Annotated in this window: 22 protein-coding genes and 1 tRNA gene; 8 read left to right on the forward strand and 15 right to left on the reverse strand. The window is 61.6% G+C overall.

Annotation, left to right across the window (positions count from 1 at the left end; all coding sequences use genetic code 11):
* Positions 1–927 carry a DUF5655 domain-containing protein gene (locus tag ACOKS3_RS28305; RefSeq protein WP_096010206.1) on the reverse strand — a complete coding sequence of 309 codons (927 nt, stop codon included), beginning with the start codon at positions 925–927 and terminating at the stop codon, positions 1–3.
* A 521-nt stretch (positions 928–1448) separates the two neighbouring features.
* Positions 1449–2186 (reverse strand): hypothetical protein, encoded by a 738-nt coding sequence (locus tag ACOKS3_RS28310; protein WP_422764479.1) that lies wholly within the window; start codon positions 2184–2186, stop codon positions 1449–1451.
* 194 nt (positions 2187–2380) lie between these two features.
* Here ACOKS3_RS28310 and ACOKS3_RS28315 point away from each other — a divergent pair, with 194 nt between their 5' ends.
* The 4 genes from ACOKS3_RS28315 (at position 2381) to ACOKS3_RS28330 (ending at position 5338) form a co-directional block, all read left to right on the forward strand.
* Positions 2381–2617 (forward strand): helix-turn-helix domain-containing protein, encoded by a 237-nt coding sequence (locus ACOKS3_RS28315; RefSeq protein ID WP_422764485.1) that lies wholly within the window; start codon positions 2381–2383, stop codon positions 2615–2617.
* A 148-nt stretch (positions 2618–2765) separates the two neighbouring features.
* Positions 2766–2842, forward strand: a tRNA-Arg gene (locus ACOKS3_RS28320).
* 157 nt (positions 2843–2999) lie between these two features.
* On the forward strand, positions 3000–4730 hold the full coding sequence (locus tag ACOKS3_RS28325) for a dipeptidase (RefSeq protein ID WP_422764480.1): 1731 nt from the start codon (positions 3000–3002) through the stop codon (positions 4728–4730).
* 170 nt (positions 4731–4900) lie between these two features.
* Positions 4901–5338, forward strand: coding sequence for a CBS domain-containing protein (locus ACOKS3_RS28330; RefSeq protein WP_103448551.1), 438 nt, complete (start codon positions 4901–4903; stop codon positions 5336–5338).
* 7 nt (positions 5339–5345) lie between these two features.
* On the opposite strand, the gene ACOKS3_RS28335 is transcribed toward ACOKS3_RS28330, so the two are convergent.
* The 3 genes from ACOKS3_RS28335 to ACOKS3_RS28345 all read right to left on the reverse strand — a co-directional run bounded on the left by ACOKS3_RS28335 (position 5346) and on the right by ACOKS3_RS28345 (position 6815).
* Positions 5346–5984, reverse strand: a complete 639-nt coding sequence (locus ACOKS3_RS28335) for an NADH:ubiquinone oxidoreductase subunit N (protein ID WP_103448550.1) — start codon at positions 5982–5984, stop codon at positions 5346–5348.
* Positions 5985–6052: 68 nt separating this feature from the next.
* On the reverse strand, positions 6053–6295 hold the full coding sequence (locus ACOKS3_RS28340; RefSeq protein ID WP_103448549.1) for a DUF2789 domain-containing protein: 243 nt from the start codon (positions 6293–6295) through the stop codon (positions 6053–6055).
* 61 nt (positions 6296–6356) lie between these two features.
* Positions 6357–6815 (reverse strand): aminoacyl-tRNA deacylase, encoded by a 459-nt coding sequence (locus tag ACOKS3_RS28345; RefSeq protein WP_027916942.1) that lies wholly within the window; start codon positions 6813–6815, stop codon positions 6357–6359.
* Positions 6816–6913: 98 nt separating this feature from the next.
* Here ACOKS3_RS28345 and ACOKS3_RS28350 point away from each other — a divergent pair, with 98 nt between their 5' ends.
* Together ACOKS3_RS28350 and ACOKS3_RS28355 are read left to right on the forward strand one after the other, a co-directional pair.
* Positions 6914–8263 (forward strand): NfeD family protein, encoded by a 1350-nt coding sequence (locus ACOKS3_RS28350; RefSeq protein WP_103448548.1) that lies wholly within the window; start codon positions 6914–6916, stop codon positions 8261–8263.
* A gap of 2 nt (positions 8264–8265) precedes the next feature.
* The gene (locus ACOKS3_RS28355) at positions 8266–9018 is read left to right on the forward strand and encodes a slipin family protein (RefSeq protein WP_060507606.1); all 753 of its coding nucleotides are present in this window, start codon (positions 8266–8268) and stop codon (positions 9016–9018) included.
* Between the two features lie 30 nt (positions 9019–9048).
* Here ACOKS3_RS28355 and ACOKS3_RS28360 read toward each other — a convergent pair whose 3' ends face one another.
* Both ACOKS3_RS28360 and ACOKS3_RS28365 read right to left on the reverse strand, forming a co-directional pair.
* Positions 9049–9681 carry a LysE family transporter gene (locus ACOKS3_RS28360; RefSeq protein ID WP_103448547.1) on the reverse strand — a complete coding sequence of 211 codons (633 nt, stop codon included), beginning with the start codon at positions 9679–9681 and terminating at the stop codon, positions 9049–9051.
* Between the two features lie 126 nt (positions 9682–9807).
* Positions 9808–11718 (reverse strand): ATP-binding cassette domain-containing protein, encoded by a 1911-nt coding sequence (locus ACOKS3_RS28365; protein ID WP_103448546.1) that lies wholly within the window; start codon positions 11716–11718, stop codon positions 9808–9810.
* Positions 11719–11768: 50 nt separating this feature from the next.
* Here ACOKS3_RS28365 and ACOKS3_RS28370 point away from each other — a divergent pair, with 50 nt between their 5' ends.
* Entirely contained in the window at positions 11769–12251 is a 483-nt protein-coding gene (locus tag ACOKS3_RS28370; RefSeq protein ID WP_103448545.1) for a TIGR02444 family protein, read from the forward strand.
* Here the strand turns inward: ACOKS3_RS28370 and ACOKS3_RS28375 are convergent.
* Both ACOKS3_RS28375 and ACOKS3_RS28380 read right to left on the reverse strand, forming a co-directional pair.
* On the reverse strand, positions 12227–13234 hold the full coding sequence (locus ACOKS3_RS28375; protein WP_422764481.1) for an AlgP family protein: 1008 nt from the start codon (positions 13232–13234) through the stop codon (positions 12227–12229). The genes ACOKS3_RS28370 and ACOKS3_RS28375 overlap by 25 nt on opposite strands.
* A 272-nt stretch (positions 13235–13506) precedes the next feature.
* Positions 13507–14487 carry an IS5-like element ISPa41 family transposase gene (locus tag ACOKS3_RS28380; protein WP_014003920.1) on the reverse strand — a complete coding sequence of 327 codons (981 nt, stop codon included), beginning with the start codon at positions 14485–14487 and terminating at the stop codon, positions 13507–13509.
* A 143-nt stretch (positions 14488–14630) separates the two neighbouring features.
* On the opposite strand from ACOKS3_RS28380, the gene ACOKS3_RS28385 reads away from it, so the two are divergent.
* Positions 14631–15296: an FKBP-type peptidyl-prolyl cis-trans isomerase gene (locus ACOKS3_RS28385; RefSeq protein WP_103448543.1), complete on the forward strand. Its 666-nt coding sequence runs from the start codon at positions 14631–14633 to the stop codon at positions 15294–15296.
* A gap of 9 nt (positions 15297–15305) precedes the next feature.
* Here the strand turns inward: ACOKS3_RS28385 and rsd are convergent, their stop codons facing one another.
* The 6 genes from rsd to hemC all read right to left on the reverse strand — a co-directional run bounded on the left by rsd (position 15306) and on the right by hemC (position 20822).
* Entirely contained in the window at positions 15306–15776 is a 471-nt protein-coding gene (rsd, locus tag ACOKS3_RS28390; protein WP_103448542.1) for a sigma D regulator, read from the reverse strand.
* Between the two features lie 232 nt (positions 15777–16008).
* Positions 16009–16515: a disulfide bond formation protein B gene (locus ACOKS3_RS28395; protein WP_103448541.1), complete on the reverse strand. Its 507-nt coding sequence runs from the start codon at positions 16513–16515 to the stop codon at positions 16009–16011.
* A 219-nt stretch (positions 16516–16734) separates the two neighbouring features.
* Positions 16735–17973: a heme biosynthesis HemY N-terminal domain-containing protein gene (locus ACOKS3_RS28400; RefSeq protein WP_103448540.1), complete on the reverse strand. Its 1239-nt coding sequence runs from the start codon at positions 17971–17973 to the stop codon at positions 16735–16737.
* Positions 17970–19070: a uroporphyrinogen-III C-methyltransferase gene (locus tag ACOKS3_RS28405; RefSeq protein WP_422763567.1), complete on the reverse strand. Its 1101-nt coding sequence runs from the start codon at positions 19068–19070 to the stop codon at positions 17970–17972. Before ACOKS3_RS28405 ends, ACOKS3_RS28400 begins: the two co-directional genes overlap by 4 nt.
* Positions 19071–19101: 31 nt before the next feature.
* A complete protein-coding gene (locus tag ACOKS3_RS28410; RefSeq protein ID WP_103448538.1) occupies positions 19102–19884 on the reverse strand; it encodes a uroporphyrinogen-III synthase in 783 nt (260 codons plus the stop codon).
* Positions 19881–20822 carry a hydroxymethylbilane synthase gene (gene hemC / locus ACOKS3_RS28415; protein WP_103448537.1) on the reverse strand — a complete coding sequence of 314 codons (942 nt, stop codon included), beginning with the start codon at positions 20820–20822 and terminating at the stop codon, positions 19881–19883. Before hemC ends, ACOKS3_RS28410 begins: the two co-directional genes overlap by 4 nt.
* Between the last annotated feature and the right edge of the window lie 42 nt (positions 20823–20864).

The following is a 20864-nucleotide window of genomic DNA, read 5'->3' on the forward strand; positions in this document are numbered from 1 at the left end:
CTAGTTCTCCTGATAGCTACGCTCAATCAACGCTTTGGCCCTTTCCAAGTCCGCCTGGGTGCGCAGGCTCAGTTCCAAATCGCCGGTGCCCCAGTGGCCGATGGCGCGCACATCGCGGCTGAAGTCCTCGATAAGTTCGACTGAATCTGGATTGAGTTTGAGGTAAAGCTGTAGCCGCTTAGATTGCACCACTACGCTGGCGAAGTTTTTCAGGCGACGGAAAGCCAAGTAGAGCTTCAGAGGCTTCTCTTGAACATCATCACCGAGGGAGTGCAGGTAGCTAGTCGTCTGCTCGAAGAGTCTAGCGATTTCTGACGGAGCTTGGGCTAGCTGCTCCTGCCAGGTCTTGTCCTTACTGATAGATGCTGGTTTTCCTGTGCCACTGTCCACAGACTTAGCTGTGGCGGTGGTGTCCGCCACGCTTACCACATTGACCAGCTCAAGGAGAAGCAGATCATCTCCAAATAGCTTGTAGCGGATGAGCTCAATGTTGCGTTGAATCAGCTGTACGGCATGCTGGTCGTAGCGGGTGAAGTCTGCAGCTATACATAACAGTCGCGTGCCGCTCCACTCAATTTGATCGGCTGCATCCTTACCCAATTTTTCCATCACTAGCCAGCGGAACTCGGCCTGATGATCCAGTAACCAGTCAAGATAGAACAGGCCCTGATTAATTACATTCTCGTTGCTGTGGCGCTTATATTCTATGATCACAGGACAGCCGTTTTCGTCTAAGCCCAGAGAGTCGATACGGCCTTTGTGGGTTTTACCGGTGGTGTACTCGGTCGCAATAAAGCGCACCCCGAGAAAGGTTTCCATCTGCGCTTCGATCAAACTTTGTAGCTGTCTCTCTATCGCGACTGCACGACCCGGCAACTCACAAGCACCGCCTGCAACGCTCAGGCGAAAAAGCTGAATATCACTCATGCCATCAACCTTGTTAGTAACCTGCCCGTCATAATTTGACTAGGCGATGCTGAAATCTATGTCAGTCATCGCCACCTCTTGTCTAATTTTCAGCCAACGCATCGTTAACTTGCGAGCCGGTAGCTCAGCGATTCGCTGGTGCTTCTACTCTATCAAAAACGGTTTGTCGGTGCAGATCAACCCGGCATTGGCTGGCGCCTACGACCTACCTCCAGGGAAACAAACCTTGATTTCCGCTCAATTGAGACGGGAGACAGAGCGTTGATATCGCGGCAAAGAGACCGGCCTGACGTTCCCCCGGCTCATCCAAGATACCCCTAAGGGCCTGTACGAGCCCGCAGAAGCTGAGTGAGCAGCCTCTATCGCGACCGCTCGCCCCCTCACAGGACACGCCTGAGAGCCCCGGAAGAGCCCTCAGAGAGCTGCTGGCGCGACGATTACCCTACTTGGTATAGAAAGGGGGGACTTCAACAGTTAATCCAAAAGGCCAGTTGAAGCTGCCCCAAGCCTTCACGTCATCATTACATAGCCTTGCTAACTTCAGTCATAAACATAGAGATGTAATCTGAGGGAATCTCAACGGAATCGCTATCAACTCGACCGGACATCTTAAAGTCAAGAGGTTTTCCACCGGACAAAAAATCTTGAGGAATCTCAACCACCGCCCCTTCCGTCCAGAAGCAGAAAACTCTATTCACACAATTGACATCGCCGCCAACAGGGGTCGCATCCAGCTTGTTTCCACCTTTGAAATAAGCAACTTTGAGCTCCGCCTTTTCTAAACCTCTACGCAAGACCTGGATGTAGTACCTTACCTTCCCACCGTCGACCTTCTGGGCTGAAAGGATAGCTTTGGTGTAGTAGTTTTCTGACGACCCTGAATTCGAGATGTAGTCAATCCCACTGACGGAAACTTCGTTCTTGTACTTATCATTCTTGACTGCAAATCTGTAGCGCGGTGACTGAGAGATTTTGTTACTAGCCAACTGCTCATAGGCGCGCTTTTGCTCTGGACTCATCTTCGGCTGCTGACTAGAGCCCATACCTCCCTTGAAGAACTCATGCTCACATTCCATATGCGCGATTTTGACAACTTCACTCGGCAGCGTGCGCCCACTTACATACTTTGCCCCTTGTATATTTCTCTCCATACATTGATCAAGCATTGCATTTTGCGCAGCGATCTGAGCTGCACAACCTGAAAGCAATTGGCTGAGCGATACAAACATGAAGGGAAAAATTAGAAACTTAATTCGCATATCCACGCTTCCTTGGTCTTAGCCGTTTGAGGTTATTTTCCATCACGAGCAGTGCTGATCGACCGTCGGCCTGACAAAGCAGCAGCCTGAAAGCTTACCGCAGCCGCTCGTACTGCACCCGGATTAGCTACCCGGCGCACACTGCTAACTTTAGTATGTAGAACCATAGTATGCAGGCAATCACATTTGCAAGCATGACTATCAAACCTCAAGACTGCCCACTCGTTGCTGTATTTGCAGCAAACGTTCGACGCAGACGCCTGGAGCTCGGTATCTCGCAAGAGGAGTTGGCAGAGCGAGCAGGCGTTCACCGCACCTACATAGGCATGCTGGAGCGCAGCGAGAAGAACGCAACGCTGTACAGCATCCAGAGGCTCGCAGGTGCACTGGAGGTCGAGCCAGCAACACTGCTCCTCAATACAGCGTCCTGATACTGATTTCTCTTGCGCTCAGGCAAGCGTCCGGGTAGGTTTTGCGCCACCAACCACTCCCATCTAGGTGTGACACTGCCCCAAATCGCCACATAGACCGGTAGCCGCTAGACGCATGCCCACCGGGTGGGTATCATGCGTGCGCGTTGCACTCGTAGCTCAGCTGGATAGAGTACTGCCCTCCGAAGGCAGGGGTCGTGGGTTCGAATCCCGCCGAGTGCGCCATATCAGAAAGCCCTGGGATAACTCCCGGGGCTTTTTCATTTGTGCGACATGTCGCGTTCCTGGCACTCCCGTGCCATGGGTCATTGATGTTAGCGTGGGTCCCCTCCCGTTTGCGACGGGCACCCCATCACAATGATTCGCCAAGGAATGCGCGCTCATGCACCTGAAAAAGCTCACCGCCACTGCCCTGCTGCTGGCCAGCATCGGCCTGTTCACCCAACCGGCCCAGGCCAACCTGACACAGCAACAGTCTGCCGCCATCGTCAAAGCCTTTGACGGCAGCAACCCGGCCGACTTCAAGCAGTTCCTCGGCAAACTCAAAGGTAGCGACCTGGCCAAGGCCGACAACCTTGCTGCCACCCTCGACGCCTACCTGGCCGGCAAGCCGCTCGCCGCCGAGCAGCAGAACGAGATCAACCGCCTGCTCGGCCTGTACACCCGCATCAAGTACGCCAAGGCCGCCACGGAAAACCTGCGTGAACTGGTGGCCATCCCTACCTTCAGTGTCGACGGTGTTCCTCAACACGAGAACCCCGAGTTCCTGAAGATCGCCGACAAAATCAAGGCCCTGGCCGAAAGCTTCGGCCTGGCCTTCCGCAACGTCGACAACCGCGTCTACGAGATTACGCTGGGCGAAGGCAAGGAAGTGGTCGGCATCCACGCCCACGCTGACGTGGTGCCGGTCAACCCGGACAACTGGAAGCTGGCCGACGGCACCCGCCTCGACCCGTTCAAGGTCACCCTGGTCGGCGACCGCATGTACGGCCGTGGCACCGAGGACGACAAGAACGGCATCATCGTCGCGCTGTATGCGTTGAAAGTGGCCAAGGACGAAAACCTGCCCCTGGCCCGCCAGTTCAAGCTGCTGATCGATACCACCGAAGAAACCAGCGGCGACGCCATCCCCTACTACTTTGAGCGCAACCCTACCCCCGACTACAACCTGGCGCTCGATGGCGGCTACCCGGTGGTGATTGCCGAAAAAGGCTACGGCACGGTGATGGCCAGCTTCAGCAAACGCCCGGCCACGGGCAAGGGCGCGGAAATCGTCAACCTGACCGGCGGCCTGGCGACCAACCAGATTCCGACCACGTCGGTAGCGACGCTGGTGGCAGACAACCCGCAGGATCTGGCCAAGCGTCTGGAGAAAGCCGGCGCCGACTACGTGAAACGCAATGGCAATGACTTCAGCATCGACGCCAAGGTCGACGGCAAGAACGTGCTGCTCACCGTGACCGGCGTTTCGGCCCACTCCTCGGAACCAGAGTCCGGCGTCAACCCGGTGGCCCGCATGCTCGACTTCCTAAATGGCCTGGGCCCGCAGGTGCCGCTCAAGCACAACCACTTCACCGATGCCGCCCGATACGCCGCCGACAACTGGGGCCTGGACTACCTGGGCAAAAAGCTCGGCATCGGCTTTGAAGATGCGTTCATGGGCCCACTGACCACCTCGCTGACCTTCGTCGGCGTGGATGCCAAGGGCCTGAAGCTGGCCGTGAACCTGCGCATTCCCAAAGGCAAGCCACTGGCCACGCTCAAGGACCAGCTGGCCGACAAACTGGGCAAATGGACTCGCCAGAGCCACACCTCGGTGGCCTTCGACTACAGCCTCGACGAGCCGATGTTCCGCAACCCCGAAGGCGAATGGGTCAAGGCGCTGCTCGATGTGGCCAGCGAGAACCTGGGCATGAAACACGAGTTCGGCACCTCGGCCGGCGCCACCTCGGTGCATGACCTGCCCAACGGCGTGCAGTTCGGCCTGGCCATGCCGGATGTGAAGTACACCGGGCACAACGACAACGAGTTCAAGACCGTGGAACAGTTCATGCTCGACCTGCAGGTGGTGAGCGAAATGGTGGCGCGGATCGGGCAGATGCCGAAGCTCTGAGATAGCTGTACCGGCCTCTTCGCGGCTAAATCCGCGAAGAGGCCGGTACAGGAAACACCCATGACGTTTTTCAATCGACTCCATGCCGTTTCCTGCATTGCCGTGCAGGCCGGCGTGCCGGATGCTTTATTTACTCCAAGCGCTCGTCTTTTTCACCCGCAGAGGCCCGTATGAAGACCGTCGAACAAATCCTCAAGAGCAAGTCCCAGCACCAGACCGTGTACACCATCGGCCCGGATGACTCGGTGCTCGACGCCCTGAGATTGCTGGCGGAGAAAAACGTCGGTGCCTTGCCGGTCGTCGAGAACGATCAGGTGGTGGGGATCGTCAGTGAACGGGACTATGCGCGCAAGCTGGTGCTCAAGGGCCGCTCCTCGGCCGCCACGCCGGTGCGCGAGATCATGAGTAAGCCAGTAATCACGGTGGAGCCGAAGAACAACCTGGATTACTGCATGCAGCAAATGACCGACCGCCACCTGCGTCACCTGCCCGTCGTCGAGAACGGCAAGCTGCTCGGGCTGCTGTCGATTGGTGACCTGGTGAAGGAAACCATCGCCGAGCAGGCCAGCCTGATCAAGCAACTGGAGCAGTACATCCGCGGCGAATGATGGCGCCTCAGTGGTAGGCGCGCTCCAGTTCGTCCAGCTGATGGTCGAAACTGCGCAGGCGCGCCGACCAGGTGTACACCAGTACCTCCAGGTCACGGTTGAGCACGGCGGTATTGCCATGGCCGTTGCTCGACGGTTCGCACAGATCCAGCTGGTAACGCTCGCGGGCCATGGCCGTGGCCACGCTGGACAGGTCGCGGGCATTGGCCAGCCAGTGATGGTGATGGTCGTGGATTTCCCGGTCGAGCGCCCGGCACTGGCGTTTCAATGCATCCAGACTCTGCTCCAATGGGGTGCCCTTGAGCTCACCCATCACCTCCTCGAAGGTGCGCCCGGAATGCCAGTAGCTGCCCCAGAAATAACGGTCGAACACGGTCTCGACGCGGCGTAGCGCGACCTTGGTGTTCCAGATGGTCAGCAAGGTTCGCCCCTGAATCACTTCGCGCTTGTTCAGACGCAACTGCTGCCAGGCAATCCAGGTCAGCGCCACCAGCACGACCGCGCCCGTGACGGCGGCGGCAGCATAGAGAAACTGTATCGCCTGGTTCATCTGCTGGGTGTGGCGGATGCCGTAGAAGTAACCGGCCGTCAGGGTGCCCAGGATCGTCACGGAGCACCAGAAACCTGGTGCGTAGGGATCTTTCATCGCGCTATCCCCTATTGTTTTTCCTGAGCATAGCAACGGCCGATCACTCGTCAGGTGCCGCTCGGCACTTATTTTTTCTTCGGATGCAGTGCCTCGTTCAACTGGTCGATCATGGGTATCCAGTCAGCATCGGCGGTATAGCTTTCCTTGAGAAATGCGCGCTGCCCTTCGCTCCAGAAGGGCGCATCCACCAGCTTCACACCGTCATCCAACGGCGAGTGCGTGGTGATGAAGCGCTCGATTTCAACAGGGTCGTCAGGCAGCCCCAGTTGCTTGAAGATTTCCGAGAAGTGGTGGTTCGGTTTTTCCATGTTGCCTCCTTAGCACCGGACCGCTCAGCAATGCCTGCGGCCCGGCATGGGTTGGTTATCATCAGCACAGTTCTCGTACTTCGGCTTGCGGTACCAGTTTCAGGTACTGCTCCATGCTCATGTGGATCAGGTGATCGTGGTCACCCGCCTCAAGGTAGACATCGCCCTGGCGGGTAAGACTCGAATCGAGCAGCATCTTTATCTGATAGGCGTCACCCATTGCCGGGATGGCGCCCCTTTCGCAATCGCCGAACAGCATCGGCAAGGCGCTTTCGCGGGTCAGTTGCCAGGCGCCGGACATGCGCACCTTGCTCATGTCCATGTGCCGGTTGGCCGGTAGCACGGCCATGATGTAGTTGCCATGACGGTCGTCGAGCATGACCGACTTGGCCACCCGCTCGGCAGGTACGCCAGCCGTACGCGCCGACTCAAGGCTGGTGGCCGAGTGTGGGTGGGGAATGATGTCGTAATCGCAGTTGGCCTGGTCCAGGCGCTGCTGCAGGGTCTTGGCCATACGCATGATGCACCTCCGGTTTCGCCCCCCAACTTCCAATTTTAGGCCTTGGGCTGGCAGGCATGGCTAAACTTCAAACAGAGAGGTCAACGAGGTGACGACAGGTGTTCACTCGATGTTGCCGCTGCTTGCTGCTGTTGCTGCTGCTTGGCCTTGCCCCGGCCAGCCAGGCAGCGCCCGGCAGTGTCTGGGTGCTAGGCATCGATGACGCCATCGGCCCGGCCAGCGCCGACTATCTGGTGCGCAACCTCGAACAGGCCAAGGCCCAGGGAGCTCAGTTGGTGGTGCTGCGCCTGGACACCCCCGGCGGGCTGGACAGCGCCATGCGCCAGATGATCAAGGCGATTCTCGCAAGCCCGGTGCCAGTGGCCAGCTACGTTGCCCCCAGCGGCGCCCGTGCCGCCAGCGCCGGCACCTACATCCTCTATGCCAGCCACGTCGCCGCCATGGCCCCGGGGACCAACCTCGGCGCCGCCACGCCCGAGCAGATCGGTGGCCCGCCCGGGGTGCCGAAGGATGACAAGGCCAAGCCCAGCGACGATGAACAGACCCTGGCCCGCAAACAGGTCAATGATGCCGCTGCCTATATCCGTGGCCTGGCCCAACTGCGCGGACGCAACGCCGACTGGGCGGAACAGGCGGTGCGCGAGGCCGTCAGCCTGTCAGCCAGCGAGGCGCTGCGCCTGAGGGTGATCGACCAGGTGGCCAACGACCTGCCCGACCTGATGCGCCAGCTCGACGGCAAGACGCTGATTGCCGCTGGCCAGCCGCAACTCCTGCAAACCCGGACTGCCGCCTTGATCGAGCATCTGCCGGACTGGCGCACACGCCTGCTGGCCGTCATCACCAACCCCAGCGTGGCGCTGATCCTGATCATGATCGGGGTCTACGGCCTGCTGTTCGAGTTCATGAACCCCGGCTCGACACTGGGCGGCGTGGTCGGTGGCATTTGCCTGCTGCTGGCGCTGTATGCCCTACAGCTGCTACCGGTGAGCTTCGCCGGCGTGGCGCTGATCCTGCTCGGCATCGCCTTCATGATCGCCGAGGCGTTCCTGCCCAGCTTCGGCGTGGTTGGTTTCGGTGGCATCGTCGCCTTCGTGGTCGGTGCGGTCATCCTGATCGACACCGATGCTCCAGGTTTCGGTATCCCGCTGGCGCTGATCGCCACCCTCGCCGTGCTCTCGGCGCTGCTGATAGGCGGTGTACTGGGCATGGCCATCAAGGCGCGACGACGGGCGCTGGTCAGCGGCGACGCCGGCCTGGTCGGCAGCCTGGTGATGGTCACCCAGGTGAGGACCGACAACCCGTTCTGTGGCTCGGTCCAGGCCCAGGGCGAACAATGGCAAGTCCAGTGCGACACGCCGCTGCAGGCCGGGCAGAACGTCCGGGTCCTGGCACGCCATGGCGTGATGCTGGAAGTGAGCGCCGCCACGCCCGCGGCGCAAGGAGGCTGACGATGTTCATGCAAGTGGGTTTCGGTGCCGTGCTGATCGTGCTGGCCATGCTGTTGCTGTCGGCATTCCGCATCCTGCGCGAGTACGAGCGTGGCGTGGTGTTCCAGTTGGGGCGCTTCTGGCAGGTCAAGGGGCCGGGGCTGATCCTGCTGATTCCGGTCATCCAGCAGATGGTCCGGGTCGACCTGCGTACCGTGGTGCTGGATGTGCCGCCACAGGATGTGATCACCCGCGACAACGTGTCGGTAAAGGTCAATGCGGTGCTGTATTTCCGCGTGCTCGACCCGCAGAAGGCGATCATCCAGGTCGAGGATTTCCTCGTCGCCACCAGCCAGCTGGCGCAGACCACCTTGCGTGCGGTGCTGGGCAAACACGAGTTGGACGAACTGCTGGCCGAGCGCGAGCAGCTGAATCTGGACATCCGCCAGGTACTGGACGCACAGACCGATGCCTGGGGCATCAAAGTCGCCAACGTCGAGATCAAGCACGTCGACCTCAACGAATCGATGGTCCGCGCCATCGCCCGTCAGGCGGAGGCCGAACGGGAACGGCGGGCCAAGGTGATCCATGCCGAGGGCGAGCTGCAGGCGTCGGAAAAGCTGATGCAGGCCGCGCAGATGCTCAGCAAGGAGCCTGGAGCGATGCAGCTGCGCTACATGCAGACGCTGGGGACGATCGCAGGGGACAAGAGCTCGACCATCGTCTTTCCGCTGCCAGTCGATTTGCTCAAGGGATTGGTGGACAAGCAGAAATGACCGAGGCTGCAAGGCAGCCCCGGTATTCGATCAGATCGGCGCCCGGCGCAGCGTGGCGAGGAAGGTCGCCGCGCCGATGAACAATCCGGCAAAGGTACGGTTCAGGCGCTTCTGCTGCTTGGGCGTGCGCAGCAGGCGCAATACCCGCGAAGCCAGCCCGGTGTAACCCGCCATCACCAGCATGTCGACGCAGATCATGGTCACGGTGATCGCGATGTACTGTGGCAGCAGCGGCGCGTGCGGGTTGATGAACTGCGGCAGCACCGCCAGCATGAATACCAGCGCCTTGGGGTTGCTGACGTTGACCAGGAAGCCACGGAACACCAGGCTCAGCGGCCTGCCGATCGGGCGCACGCCCGATTCGTCGGTCATGTCCATGGGCAGGGCACGCCATTGCTTATAGGCCAGGTAGACCAGGTAGCCCACACCGAACCACTTGATGACCTGGAAGGCGGTGGCAGAAGCCGCGAGGATGGCGCCGACGCCGGCGGCAATGATGGCGATCTGCACGATCAGACCCAGTTGCAGGCCCAGGGCATTCCAGTATCCACGCCAGAAACCGTATTGAAGCCCGCTGGACATCGAGGCAATCGCCCCGGCACCCGGCGACAGGCTGATCACCCAGCACGCGGCAAAGAAGCCCAACCACACTTCCATCGACATCACACACCTCGCTCAACCATTGTTGCAAAACGTTAAGCTAAGGCGTTGGCGAAAAAATAACCAGCAAATTCTGCGGGATTACTGTTGCCTGCACCGCGAGGGGGCAGTACAGGCGACATCAATGGATCAGGACAAAGTCTCAAGCTCAGCCTGCATGGTCTCGAGCGTTTCCAGCGCTTCCATCCAGGCTTCCTCAAGCTCACCCTCACGCTGCTTCAACTTGGTCTGCCGAGCCAGCAGATCGCGCAACTCATCCTTGCGCGCCGCCTCGTACACCCCTCCGTCACCCAGTGCAGTCTCGATCTCGGCCAGCTGCGCATGCACCTGGTTGAGTTCGGTCTCCAGCTTGTCGGCCGCCTTCTTGTGCGGTGCCAACTGCTGACGCAAGGCCGCCGCCGCCTGACGCTGGGCCTTCTTGTCGGTCTTGTCCGGATTGACCGGAGCGTTGCTGGCCGGCGCACTGCGCTGGCGGTACTCGACCAGCCAGCGGCTGTAGTCGTCGAGGTCGCCATCGAAGGTCTCGACCTTGCCATCGGCCACCAGCAGGAAGTCGTCAGTGGTGCTCTTGAGCAGGTGACGGTCGTGGGAAACCACCACCACGGCACCGGCAAATTCCTGCAGGGCCATGGTCAGCGCCAGGCGCATTTCCAGGTCGAGGTGGTTGGTCGGTTCGTCGAGCAGCAGCAGGTTAGGCCGCTCCCAGGCGATCAGCGCCAGGGCCAGGCGGGCCTTCTCGCCACCGGAGAAGTTCACCACCGGCTCGTCGACGCGGTCGCCATGGAAGTCGAAGCCGCCGAGGAAGTCGCGCAGGGTCTGCTCGCGTTCGGTCGGCGCAATGCGCTGCAGGTGCAAGAGCGGGCTGGCCTTGTCGTCCAGCGAGTCGAGCTGGTGCTGGGCAAAGTAGCCGACGGCGAGGTTCTCGCCACGCACCAGGCGGCCCGAGAGCGGCTCGAGTTCACCGGCGAGGTTCTTGATCAGGGTCGACTTGCCGGCGCCGTTGGGGCCGAGCAGGCCGATGCGTGCACCCGGGACCAGCTGCAGCTTGACCTTGTCGAGGATCGCCTTGTCGCCATAGCCCAGGCGGCCTTCGGACAGGCTCAGCAGCGGGCTGGAGATTTTCTGCGATTCGCGGAAGACGAAATCGAACGGCGAATCCACATGCGCCGCCGACAGTTCTTCCATGCGCTCCAGGGCCTTGATCCGGCTCTGCGCCTGGCGGGCCTTGGTGGCCTGGGCCTTGAAGCGGGCGATGTACTTTTCCATGTGCGCGCGCTGCGCCTGCTGCTTCTCGTAGGCCTGTTGCTGCTGCGCCAGGCGTTCGGCACGGGTGCGCTCGAAGGCGGTGTAACCACCTTTGTACAGGTTGAGCTTGCGCTGCTCGACGTGCAGCACATGGTCGACCACGGCATCGAGGAAATCGCGGTCGTGGGAGATCAGCAACAGCGTGCCCGGGTAACCCTTGAGCCAGTCTTCCAGCCACAGGATTGCATCGAGGTCGAGGTGGTTGGTCGGCTCGTCGAGCAGCAGCAGGTCGGACGGGCACATCAACGCCTGGGCCAGGTTCAGGCGCATCCGCCAGCCACCGGAGAAGTCACCGACGCGGCGATCCATCTGCTCGTTGGTGAAGCCCAGCCCAGCCAGCAATTTACGGGCGCGGGCATCGGCGGTGTAGCCGTCGGCAACTTCCAGCTCACTGTGCAGGCGCGCCAGGGCGGTGCCGTCGTGGGCCTGTTCGGCCACGGCCAGCTCGGCCTGGACCTTGCGCAGGCGGGCGTCACCGTCGAGCACATAGTCCACGGCCAGGCGGTCGAGGGTATCGACCTCCTGACGCATGTGGGCAATGCGCCAGTCGCCGGGCAGCTGGCAATCACCGGCATCGGGCGACAGTTCGCCGCGCAGCAGGGCGAACAGGCTGGATTTTCCGGCGCCGTTGGCGCCGATCAGGCCGGCCTTGTGACCGGCGTGCAGGGTCATCTCGGCGCCTTCTAGCAAGCGCTGCGGACCACGCTGTAAAGTGAGGTTGGATAGTCTGATCATAGTGGTCGCGGAGTCTACCAGCTTCCTCGGCCCGCAGCGTGAGTGGAATCATGTACACCGACCTGTGGAATCATGCCCTGGCGCTATATGCCCGCCCAGGCGTCGAAACGGCTTGCTTGGACGTTCAGGCGATAGGGGGCGACGTCTGTCTGCTGCTGTGTGCGACCTGGTTGCAGGCGCGCGCGGTCACCTTCAGTGAAGAACGTGCCCAGGCTCTGCGTGCGATTGCCGGGCCGTGGCAACACGATGTGGTTGCGCCGTTACGCAGTCTGCGCCAGCAATGGCGCACGCCCGCGCAGCACGATCCACACCTGGCGGCGTTGCGTGAGCAAGTAAAGGGGCTGGAGTTACAGGCGGAGAAGCAGTTGTTGCAACGACTGGAAGCCTGTGCAAAACAATGGCCCACGGGCTCGCATGAGCCCACGGGCGATTGGCTGGACCGGATGGCACCGGACCAGGCCCGTGGCCACGACGCGCTGGTTGGCTTGCGCGTCGCGGCCGCAGCGCTTCAGGAGACCGAAGACGGCGTCTGAGCTGGGGTGCTGACGGGTGCCGAGGGAGCGGCTGGAGCTGCCGAGTTGGTTGCTGGCGCACTGGCGGCTGGAGTAGCCGGTTTGGCTGCGACAGGTTTTGCTGGAGCCTTCGCTGCAGGTCTCGCTGTTGGCTTGGCGGCTGCAGGTTTGGCTGCAGGTTTGGCCGCAGCTTTGACAGCAGCAGGTTTGGCTGCTGGTTTAGTGGCTGCTGGCTTGGCTGGAACCTTGGCGGCTGCAGGTTTGGCAGCTGGCTTGGCGGCAGCGGTTCTGCCCGGGGCCTTGGCTGCTGCAGGCTTGGCGGCTACTGGCTTGGCAGGAGCCTTGGCAGCGGCAGGTTTAGCGGCTGGCTTGGCGGCGGCAGTTCTGGCCGGTGCTTTGGCTGCTGCAGGCTTGGCGGCCGCTGGTTTGGCTGCAGGCTTGGCAGCAGCAGCTTTCGTGGCTGGCTTGGCGGCAGGTTTGGCAGCGGCGGCGCGGGCTGGGGCCTTGGTTGCAGCCGACTTGGCCGGGGCCTTGGCGGCAGGCTTGGCAGCGCTACGGGCCGGAGCCTTGGCAGCAGCGGGCTTCGCGGTCTTGGCAGCCACTGCACGCTGATCGAGTGCCTTGCCAGCGGCCTCACGGACCTTGCCGACACCTTGAGCCAGTTTCAGGCTTTCCTGGGCATCGCGCTTGAGTTGCTGAATATAAGTACGCGTCTGGGTCTGACGTTCCTTGAGCGAGTCGAGCAGTGCTTCAAGTTCACCAATTACCTTTTGTGCCTTGTTCTGCGCCTTGGCTTTGCCTGCCTTGGCCGAATCCTGCAACTTCAGGCGACCGTTGTGCAGTTTTTCCTGGGCTTTGCCGCGCTGCTTTTCCAACTTGGCCAGCAATTTCTCCGCATCAGCCAGCGCTTGCGAGCAGGCCTCTTCCAAGTGTTCGAGCAGGCTGCCCGAAAGTTGCTGGAGCAGGTGTAACGGCGTACTTACTGGCTTCTTTTTGGCCGACATGGTTTACCTCCTGGCTGACGAGATTGCGGCTCATACTATGCTTCTGCTGCTACCGCCGCTAGGGCATGTTGACAGTATTGATGGCGCCGCGTTGCATGCCTGGGCAAAGTTGTTGTCTTGCAGCTCCGTGCAAGTGTAGTTGCTTAAGGATGCTCCGATCAACTTGTCGTGCAGCCGCGGCAAGTTGCAATTTTCCAGGCACCTACAGCGTCATTGGACGAAAAGTGACCGAAAAATCATGTACGGAGAGCTTTTTCGACCGGTTCTCCGTGTTAAACGCGAACCTCACCCATACCCATGAGCTGTTTTCGAACCCTCCACAGGTTTGCCAGGGCGAACAGCGTGGTCAACTGAGCCGTGTTTTTCATCAGCCCACGAAAACGTACTTTCACGTAACCAAACTGCCGCTTGATCACGCGAAACGGATGCTCGACCTTGGCCCGTGTCTGAGCCTTGCAGAACTCGATCTTGCGCTTGGCTTTGTACAGTACGCTGCGCTGGTTCAGCTTGGAATAGGTGCTGCGACGCGCTGCAATCTGCCAGATCACCCCCCGATTTTCATGCTCTTCGCGCCTTTCGACACCGGTGTAACCGGCATCTGCATACACGGCGTTTTCTTCGCCATGCAGCAGTTCAGCCACCTGCGTGACATCGGCCACATTGGCAGCGGTGCCATGGACGTGATGCACCAGGCCGGACTCGACATCGGCACCGATGTGCGCCTTCATCCCGAAGAAATACTGACCGCCTTTCTTGGTCTGGTGCATCTCGGGATCACGCTTGCCTTCTTTATTTTTGGTCGAGCTGGGGGCATGAATAATGGTGGCATCGACGATGGTGCCTTGGCGCAGCGACAGGCCTTTTTCCTGCAGATAACCATTGATGACCGCAAGGATTGCCGGTGCGAGCTGATGCTTCTCCAGCAAGTGCCGGAAGTTCATGATCGTGGTGTCTTCGGGGATTGGCGCGCTCAGCGTCAGGCGTGCGAACTGGCGCATGGGCGTGATTTCGTAGAGCGCTTCTTCCATGGCCGGGTCGCTCAGGGAGAACCAGTTCTGCAACAGATGGATGCGCAGCATGGTTTCCAGAGGATAGGGTTTTCTACCGCCGCCGGCCTTGGGGTAGAACGGTTCGATCAGCTCCAGCAGGCCTGCCCAGGGCACCACCTGATCCATTTCGGCGAGGAAGCGCTCTCGGCGGGTTTGCTTGCGCTTGCCGGCGTACTCAAAGTCGGAAAAGCTCATCTGGCTCATGGGCGGCTCGGATCAGGTGTTGCGGGGATTCTCGCATAACTGAAGGCTTGTTCGGAGATTCCTTAACAAAACGTTGCTGATATTTACACATGTCGAGACAACAACGCTGGCATACTTCCCCGCTCATCGAGCTGGAGTTAGACATGCCGCGTTATCTTGCTTTCGGCCTGTGCCTGATGGCGCCATTCGCCCTGGCCGCCAACGATACCGCCCCTGCCAACGATCAAGACCTGGCCTATAGCCTCGGCGCCAGCCTGGGTGAGCGCTTGCGTCAGGAAGTGCCCGGCCTGCAACTGGATGCGCTGGTCGAAGGCCTGCGCCAGTCCTATCAGGGCCAGCCATTGAAACTCGACAAGGCGCGGATGGAGGCCATTCTCCAGCAGCACGAAGAGCAGGCCGGCGCCGCCGCCGAGCAAGCCGAAGTGACCAAGCTGCAGGCCGTGGAAACGCGCTTCATGGCCAACGAGCGGGCCCGTGCCGGCGTGCACGAGCTGCCGGAGGGCATTCTGTACAGTGAGCTGAAAGCGGGTAATGGCGCGCACCCCAAAGCTGGCGGCAAGGTGCAGGTGCGCTATGTCGGCAGGCTGCCGGATGGTTCGGTGTTCGACCAGAACCAGCAACCGCAATGGTTCAACCTGGACTCGGTGATCGAGGGCTGGCAGGCGGCGCTGCCACACATGAAAGCGGGTTCGACCTGGCGCCTGGTGATCCCCTCGGTACAGGCCTATGGTGCCGAGGGCGCAGGTGACCTGATCGCGCCCTACACGCCGCTGGTGTTTGAAATCGAGTTACTGGCGGTCGGCGACTGACGCCGACCTTCAGGCTTCGACCGCGCCCTCTTCCTTGTGCGCGTTATGCAGCACCTCGATCAGGCAGTCTTCGAGCTCGAAGCGTTCGTGCAGAAGGCCGCCCAGCTTGCCGAGCTTTTCGGCGAAGCGCGCAGGGTCCTTGCACTCACCCTTGTCACAATGGTCGTTGAAGGCCAAGGCAAACTGAGTGCTTTCATCAATGCGCGGATTGATCTGCGTGGCCAGTTCCAGGCCTCGTGTATCGCCGAACGCTTTCGCTTCACTGACCAGTTGCTCGCTGACTTCGAAATGCCACGCCGAAACGTAGTCGACAAGCAGCGTGCAAAAGTCGCCGTTCGTGTCCTTGTCGGCAAAGGCCGGCTTGGCGTCGCGCAAGGTGCGGAAAGCCTGAACCAGCTCCTCGCGTTCCTCGAGCCAACGGTCGATCAGCTTGTGAACCCCACCCCAGCGTTCCTGGGCGTTCTGACAACTATCGAGCATGGCGATCTCTTCCCTTCTGGGTAGATGCCGCTGCACCTCGCACTACGACCGTGCAGCACAAAGGTGTCATCAGCAGGACGGCATCGAGCAGTTGTGTTTTCGGTATGCGTGCTGGGAGATTATTCCCGCGCGTGCTTAGCATCAAGGTACGCAGCGGACAAAGTTCATACAAGTGTTTAATACCCCGATGCACCACCATTGGTCGCGCTATCGACCGCCAGCATGCGCCAGGTCAAGGATTGCCAAGTGAGCGGAAACGATACGCCAGCAGGCAGCTCAAGGGCAGCGCCGTCAGCAGCAGAAACGCCAGCAGGCTCCACTCCGGCAAGGTCAGGTCGAGGAAACTCCAGGTCAGCGAGCTGCAATCGGGGCCGCCCAGCAACAGTTGCCGCGCAGCTTCACGCCATGACTGTTCGAACATGTGACCGATGGGTAACGGGCACAGATGGCTTGCATCACTCGCGCCCTGCAACCACACATGCCGTGCCGCCAGCAAAGCACCACTGGCCGCGCACAGCAACGTCGTTCGCGCGTAACGCCGTGCCCCGGCAATACCAGGCGCATGCAGCGCCGCACAAAGGCACACCAGTGCATACACGGCTAGCATTAGCCGCTGACTGAAACACAGCAGGCAAGGCACAAGCCCAACGGCACTTTCGAGATAGAAGGACGCACCCAGCACTGCCAGCGAAGCAAGGCATGCCGGAATGAAAAGCGTGCGCAGACTGGCCATCGGCATGGGAAGAACAGCCCCGGGAAGTTGAAGTGGCTTGGAACGGTAGAGGAAAGGCCAGGCTTGTTTCAAGGCACTACTGGAGTGACAAGTCGCTGTATTGCAGGGGAAGTCTCCATCCAAGCTGTAGGAAACTTCCGAAGAAGAGATTGCAGATATAACTTTTAACGCAGAACTAGTTACCAAGCCCATGAGCCCGCGCCCCTGCGCGGGCTCATGGAAGGCTCAAGCACGTACGCCCTCTGGCAGCGGCAGCGCCAGAAGACGCTCATCGAGCAGGCCAAGGCCTTCCTCGAACAGCTGATTACTGCGCTCGGTTTCACCCAGGCTGGCCAACAAGCGCGCGAGCTCGGCGCAGGCTTCCGGATTACGCTCCATGCGCAGGCTGCTTTCGAAATAGTCGCGCGCCTTGCCCCACAGGCGGTTCTGCAGGCTCAGGCGGCCGAGTGTCAGCAACAGGCTCGGGTCTTCTGGATGGGCCTTCAGCCAACCTTCGGCGGTTTGTAGCTGGCGCGCCGGGTCATCACCGCGCACGAGGCCGTACAGGCGAGCCAGGTGGCTCTCGTACTCACGCTTGAGCGCGCTGCGCAATACCTGCTCGGCCTCGCCCTGAGCGCCCACCTGGCGCAGCTGTTCGGCATAGGCCAGCACCAGTTGCGGCTCCTGGCGCTGAGCTGCGGTCAGCTGCTGCCAGGCGCGCTCCAGCGCCTGCCGGGCACTTTGCACATCCTCGCCACGGGTGGTCGCCAGGCCAAGGTTCTGGCCCCAGGCGCGCTTCTCCAGCGCCGCCAGCTCATCGGCCGGCAACACCTTGCCCTTACGCAGGTCCGGCAACAGGCGGATCAGCGCCGACCAGTCGCCGCGCTCCAGATGCAGACGCTGCAACAAGCGAAGGACCTGGGTGTTATGGGGATGCCGTTCCTGCATGGCCAACAGCGTCTCCAGCGCACCATCACGCTCGCCGCGGTCCATCTGCAATTGCGCATGGGTCAGGGCAATGGCCAGCTCGGCCTGCGGCTGACGCTCCAGCGCACGCTCCAGCAGGTTGTCGCTGTCTTCCGTGCGCCCCTGTTCATTGGCGGCGCGGGCGGCGCCGAGGTAATACAACAGCGGCTGGCGCTCGGCCTCGGCAGCACGATGCAGGTGGCGCTGGGCACTGGCCCAGCGGCCCTCGGCCAGGTCCAGCTGGCCCTGTTCGATGGCGATCCGCACACGCCGGCTACGGTTGCGCCGCGACCACGGGTTGACCACGCCACTGGAGGTCAGCACCAGGCCTACCAGGTAACGCAGCAGCAACAGCAACCCGACCACGGCAGCCAGCGCTGCGAGCGCGGCCCACAATCCGGACTGGTAACGGAAACCACCGTAGGCGATCAGCACATAACCACTGTGCTTGGCCACCGCGATGCCCAGCGCTGCGGCAACCACGATCGCCAGTACGGCGAGCAGGTAGACACGCTTCATGGCTTGCCTCCTTCAGCCTCGGCTGGCAGATGGCGGCGCTGGATGTACGCCTGCACCGCCGCCAGGCTTTCGCTCAGGTCCGGGGTTACTACCGAGACGGGCTGCTCAGCCAGCGCATTGAGGCTGTCGAGCATCGCCTTGCTTTGTGGGTTGTCGGCATTGAAGTTGGCCAGCAGCACGCTGCGGGCATCATCCAGGGCCTGGCTGTAGACCTTGGCCTCACCATTGAGCGCAGCCCACTGCGCCTGTTCGATGGTCAGGCTCAGGGCCAGGCGCAGCTGGTTCAGCTGCTGGCCGGCCAGCAACGGCCGCACATTTTCGTCGGCGTTGAAGTCGATCTGGAAGTACTTGGAGATTTCTGCCCACCACTGCGACAGGCGACTGGCACCGTCACCATCGGCAGTCAGCGCACCGAGCGCATCGGCGTTGCTGGCGAACTCGGGCGACTGGGCGCTGAGTTCCTGAACCAGTTCACGCTGGGCGGCAAGCTTGAGGAACAGGCCGGTGCGGTCCGGCTGCTGGGTGCTGTTGAGCGTGGCCAGGCTGCGCGCCAGTTGCTCGCGGGCGGCAAAGGCGCCCGGGTCGCTCTGTTCGCGGAGGATTTCGTCGGCGCCTTCGACCAGGGCCTTGGCGCTGGTGATGTCCTGCAGTGCCGACAAGCGCAGGGTAGCCAGGCGCAGCAGGTGCTCGGCCTCGGCCAGACGCCACTCCTTGCGGCTTTCGCCGAGTGCGGTTTCCAGACGCTGGCTGAGACGCTGCTGGTCGCCTTGCAGCTGCGCCACCTGGCGGCGGCGGTCTTCCAGCTCGCTGGCGGCCGGCAGGCTGGCCAGTTGTGCACTGATCTGCTGCTCACGCTGCTGCAGTGCCGCAGCGCGCTGGCTGAGGGCTTCAAGGTGCTGGCCCTGGTTCACTTCACTGCCTTGCAGTTGCCGCACCTGCCACACACCCCAACCCCCTACTGCGACCCCGGTCGCACCCAGCAACAGCGCCAGCACGGCCAGACCACTGCCAGAGCGCTTTACAGGCTTGTCGGTGACGGGTTGCGCCGACGCTTGCGCCGACGGCTGATCATTGTTGGACAAGACAGTTTCGCTCACGTATCCATCCTTTGCATGGGGGCACCTCGCGCTAGTGCGAAGCGCCTTGAAAAGCAGGTGCAGCGCTGCGCTGCACGGCTGCCAGCAAGGCCGTGGCACTCGCGCCACGGCAATCCACAACCTGTTGGGCCCCGGCGGCCCGGGCCTGTTCAGCGACTCGCGGGCTGGGTACGAACAACGGCAGGCAGGCTACTCGCGGCCAATCGGCTGCGGCCATCTGCTGCAAATGTTCCAGACCCTGCCCACTGCTGACCACCAGGCCATTGAGGCGTTCCGCTTCTATGCGGCGCATCAGCGTGCCCGCCGGGTACTCCGGCAGACAGCGGCGATACAGTTCCAGATATTCGACACTAGCACCTTGCTCTGCAAGACGCTCGGCCAGCAGTTCGCGACCTCCGACGCCACGCACGATCAGCACGCGCGCTCCAGGCGCCGCAATAGCCTGGCGCAAGGCCGGGAGCGCGAGCAAGGCCTCGCTGTCGTCACCCTGCCCGGGAAATCTCACCTGAAGGCCCGCGCCCTGCAACACCGCCGCCGTTGCCTCGCCCACGGTAAACCAGCCTGCAGACGGTGCTTGCATGCCAGCACGCTGCAACTGCTCAAGCAGCAGTCGGGCCGCCGGCTTGCTGACCACGATGATCGCCTGGTACTGCGCCAGCCCGGCCAGCTGTTGACGCTGCCCGTCAGCCACAGCGACGGGCTCGATGGCCAGCAACGGCAGGCAGCTGCTGGCCACACCGGCAGCGGCCAGGCTCTGCGCCAGTGCCGCGCAGTCCTCTTCAGGCCGGGTCAGCAACAGGCGCCAGGGGCTCACGGATGCCCGGCCTCGCCGTAGACTTCCTTGAGAATGGCTTCGGCGCCCTGGCCCAGCAGAGCTTCGGCAACCTGCACGCCCAAGGTTTCGGCAGCCTCACGCGGTGCGCGCGCATCCGCCACCAGCAGGGTACCGCCGCTTGGCTGGCCAACCAGGCCGCGCAGCCACAGCTGATCGCCTTCAAGCACGGCATAACAGGCGATCGGCACCTGGCAGCCGCCGTTGAGGCGCTTGTTCAAGGCACGCTCGGCGACTACGCGGTCAGCAGTATCGGCATGGTGCAGCGGAGCCAGCAGCGCATGGATTTCGCTGTCGGCGCTGCGGCACTCGATGCCTACCGCGCCTTGGCCACCGGCTGGCAGGCTGTCGTCGACGCTGATGGTATCGGTGATGCGTTCCTCGAAGCCCAGGCGAATCAGGCCGGCGGCGGCGAGGATGATGGCGTCGTATTCACCGGCATCGAGTTTGGCCAGGCGGGTGTTGACGTTGCCACGCAGGAAGTGGATTTTCAGGTCCGGCCGGCGTGCCAGCAACTGGGCCTGGCGGCGCAGGCTGGAGGTGCCGACGATGCTGCCGGCCGGCAGGGTGTCGAGGCTGGCGAAGGTATTGGAGACGAAGGCATCGCGTGGGTCTTCGCGCTCGCAGATGCAGTACAGGCCCAGACCTTCGGGGAAGTCCATGGGCACGTCCTTCATCGAATGCACAGCGATGTCGGCTTCGTTGTCCAGCAGCGCTGTTTCCAGCTCTTTGACGAACAGTCCCTTGCCGCCGATCTTCGCCAGCGGTGCATCGAGCAGCTTGTCGCCGCGGCTGACCATGGGTACCAGGGTCACCAGCAGACCGGGGTGGGCCTGCTCGAGGCGGGCTTTGACGTATTCGGCCTGCCACAGGGCCAAGGCACTTTTACGGGTGGCAATGCGGATTTCGCGAGTGGACATGGAACGCCCCGATCCAGAGAAATGCCGCTGATGATAACAGCA

The organism is Pseudomonas sp. HS6-2 (assembly GCF_049325675.2).
GTDB lineage: Bacteria > Pseudomonadota > Gammaproteobacteria > Pseudomonadales > Pseudomonadaceae > Aquipseudomonas > Aquipseudomonas putida_N.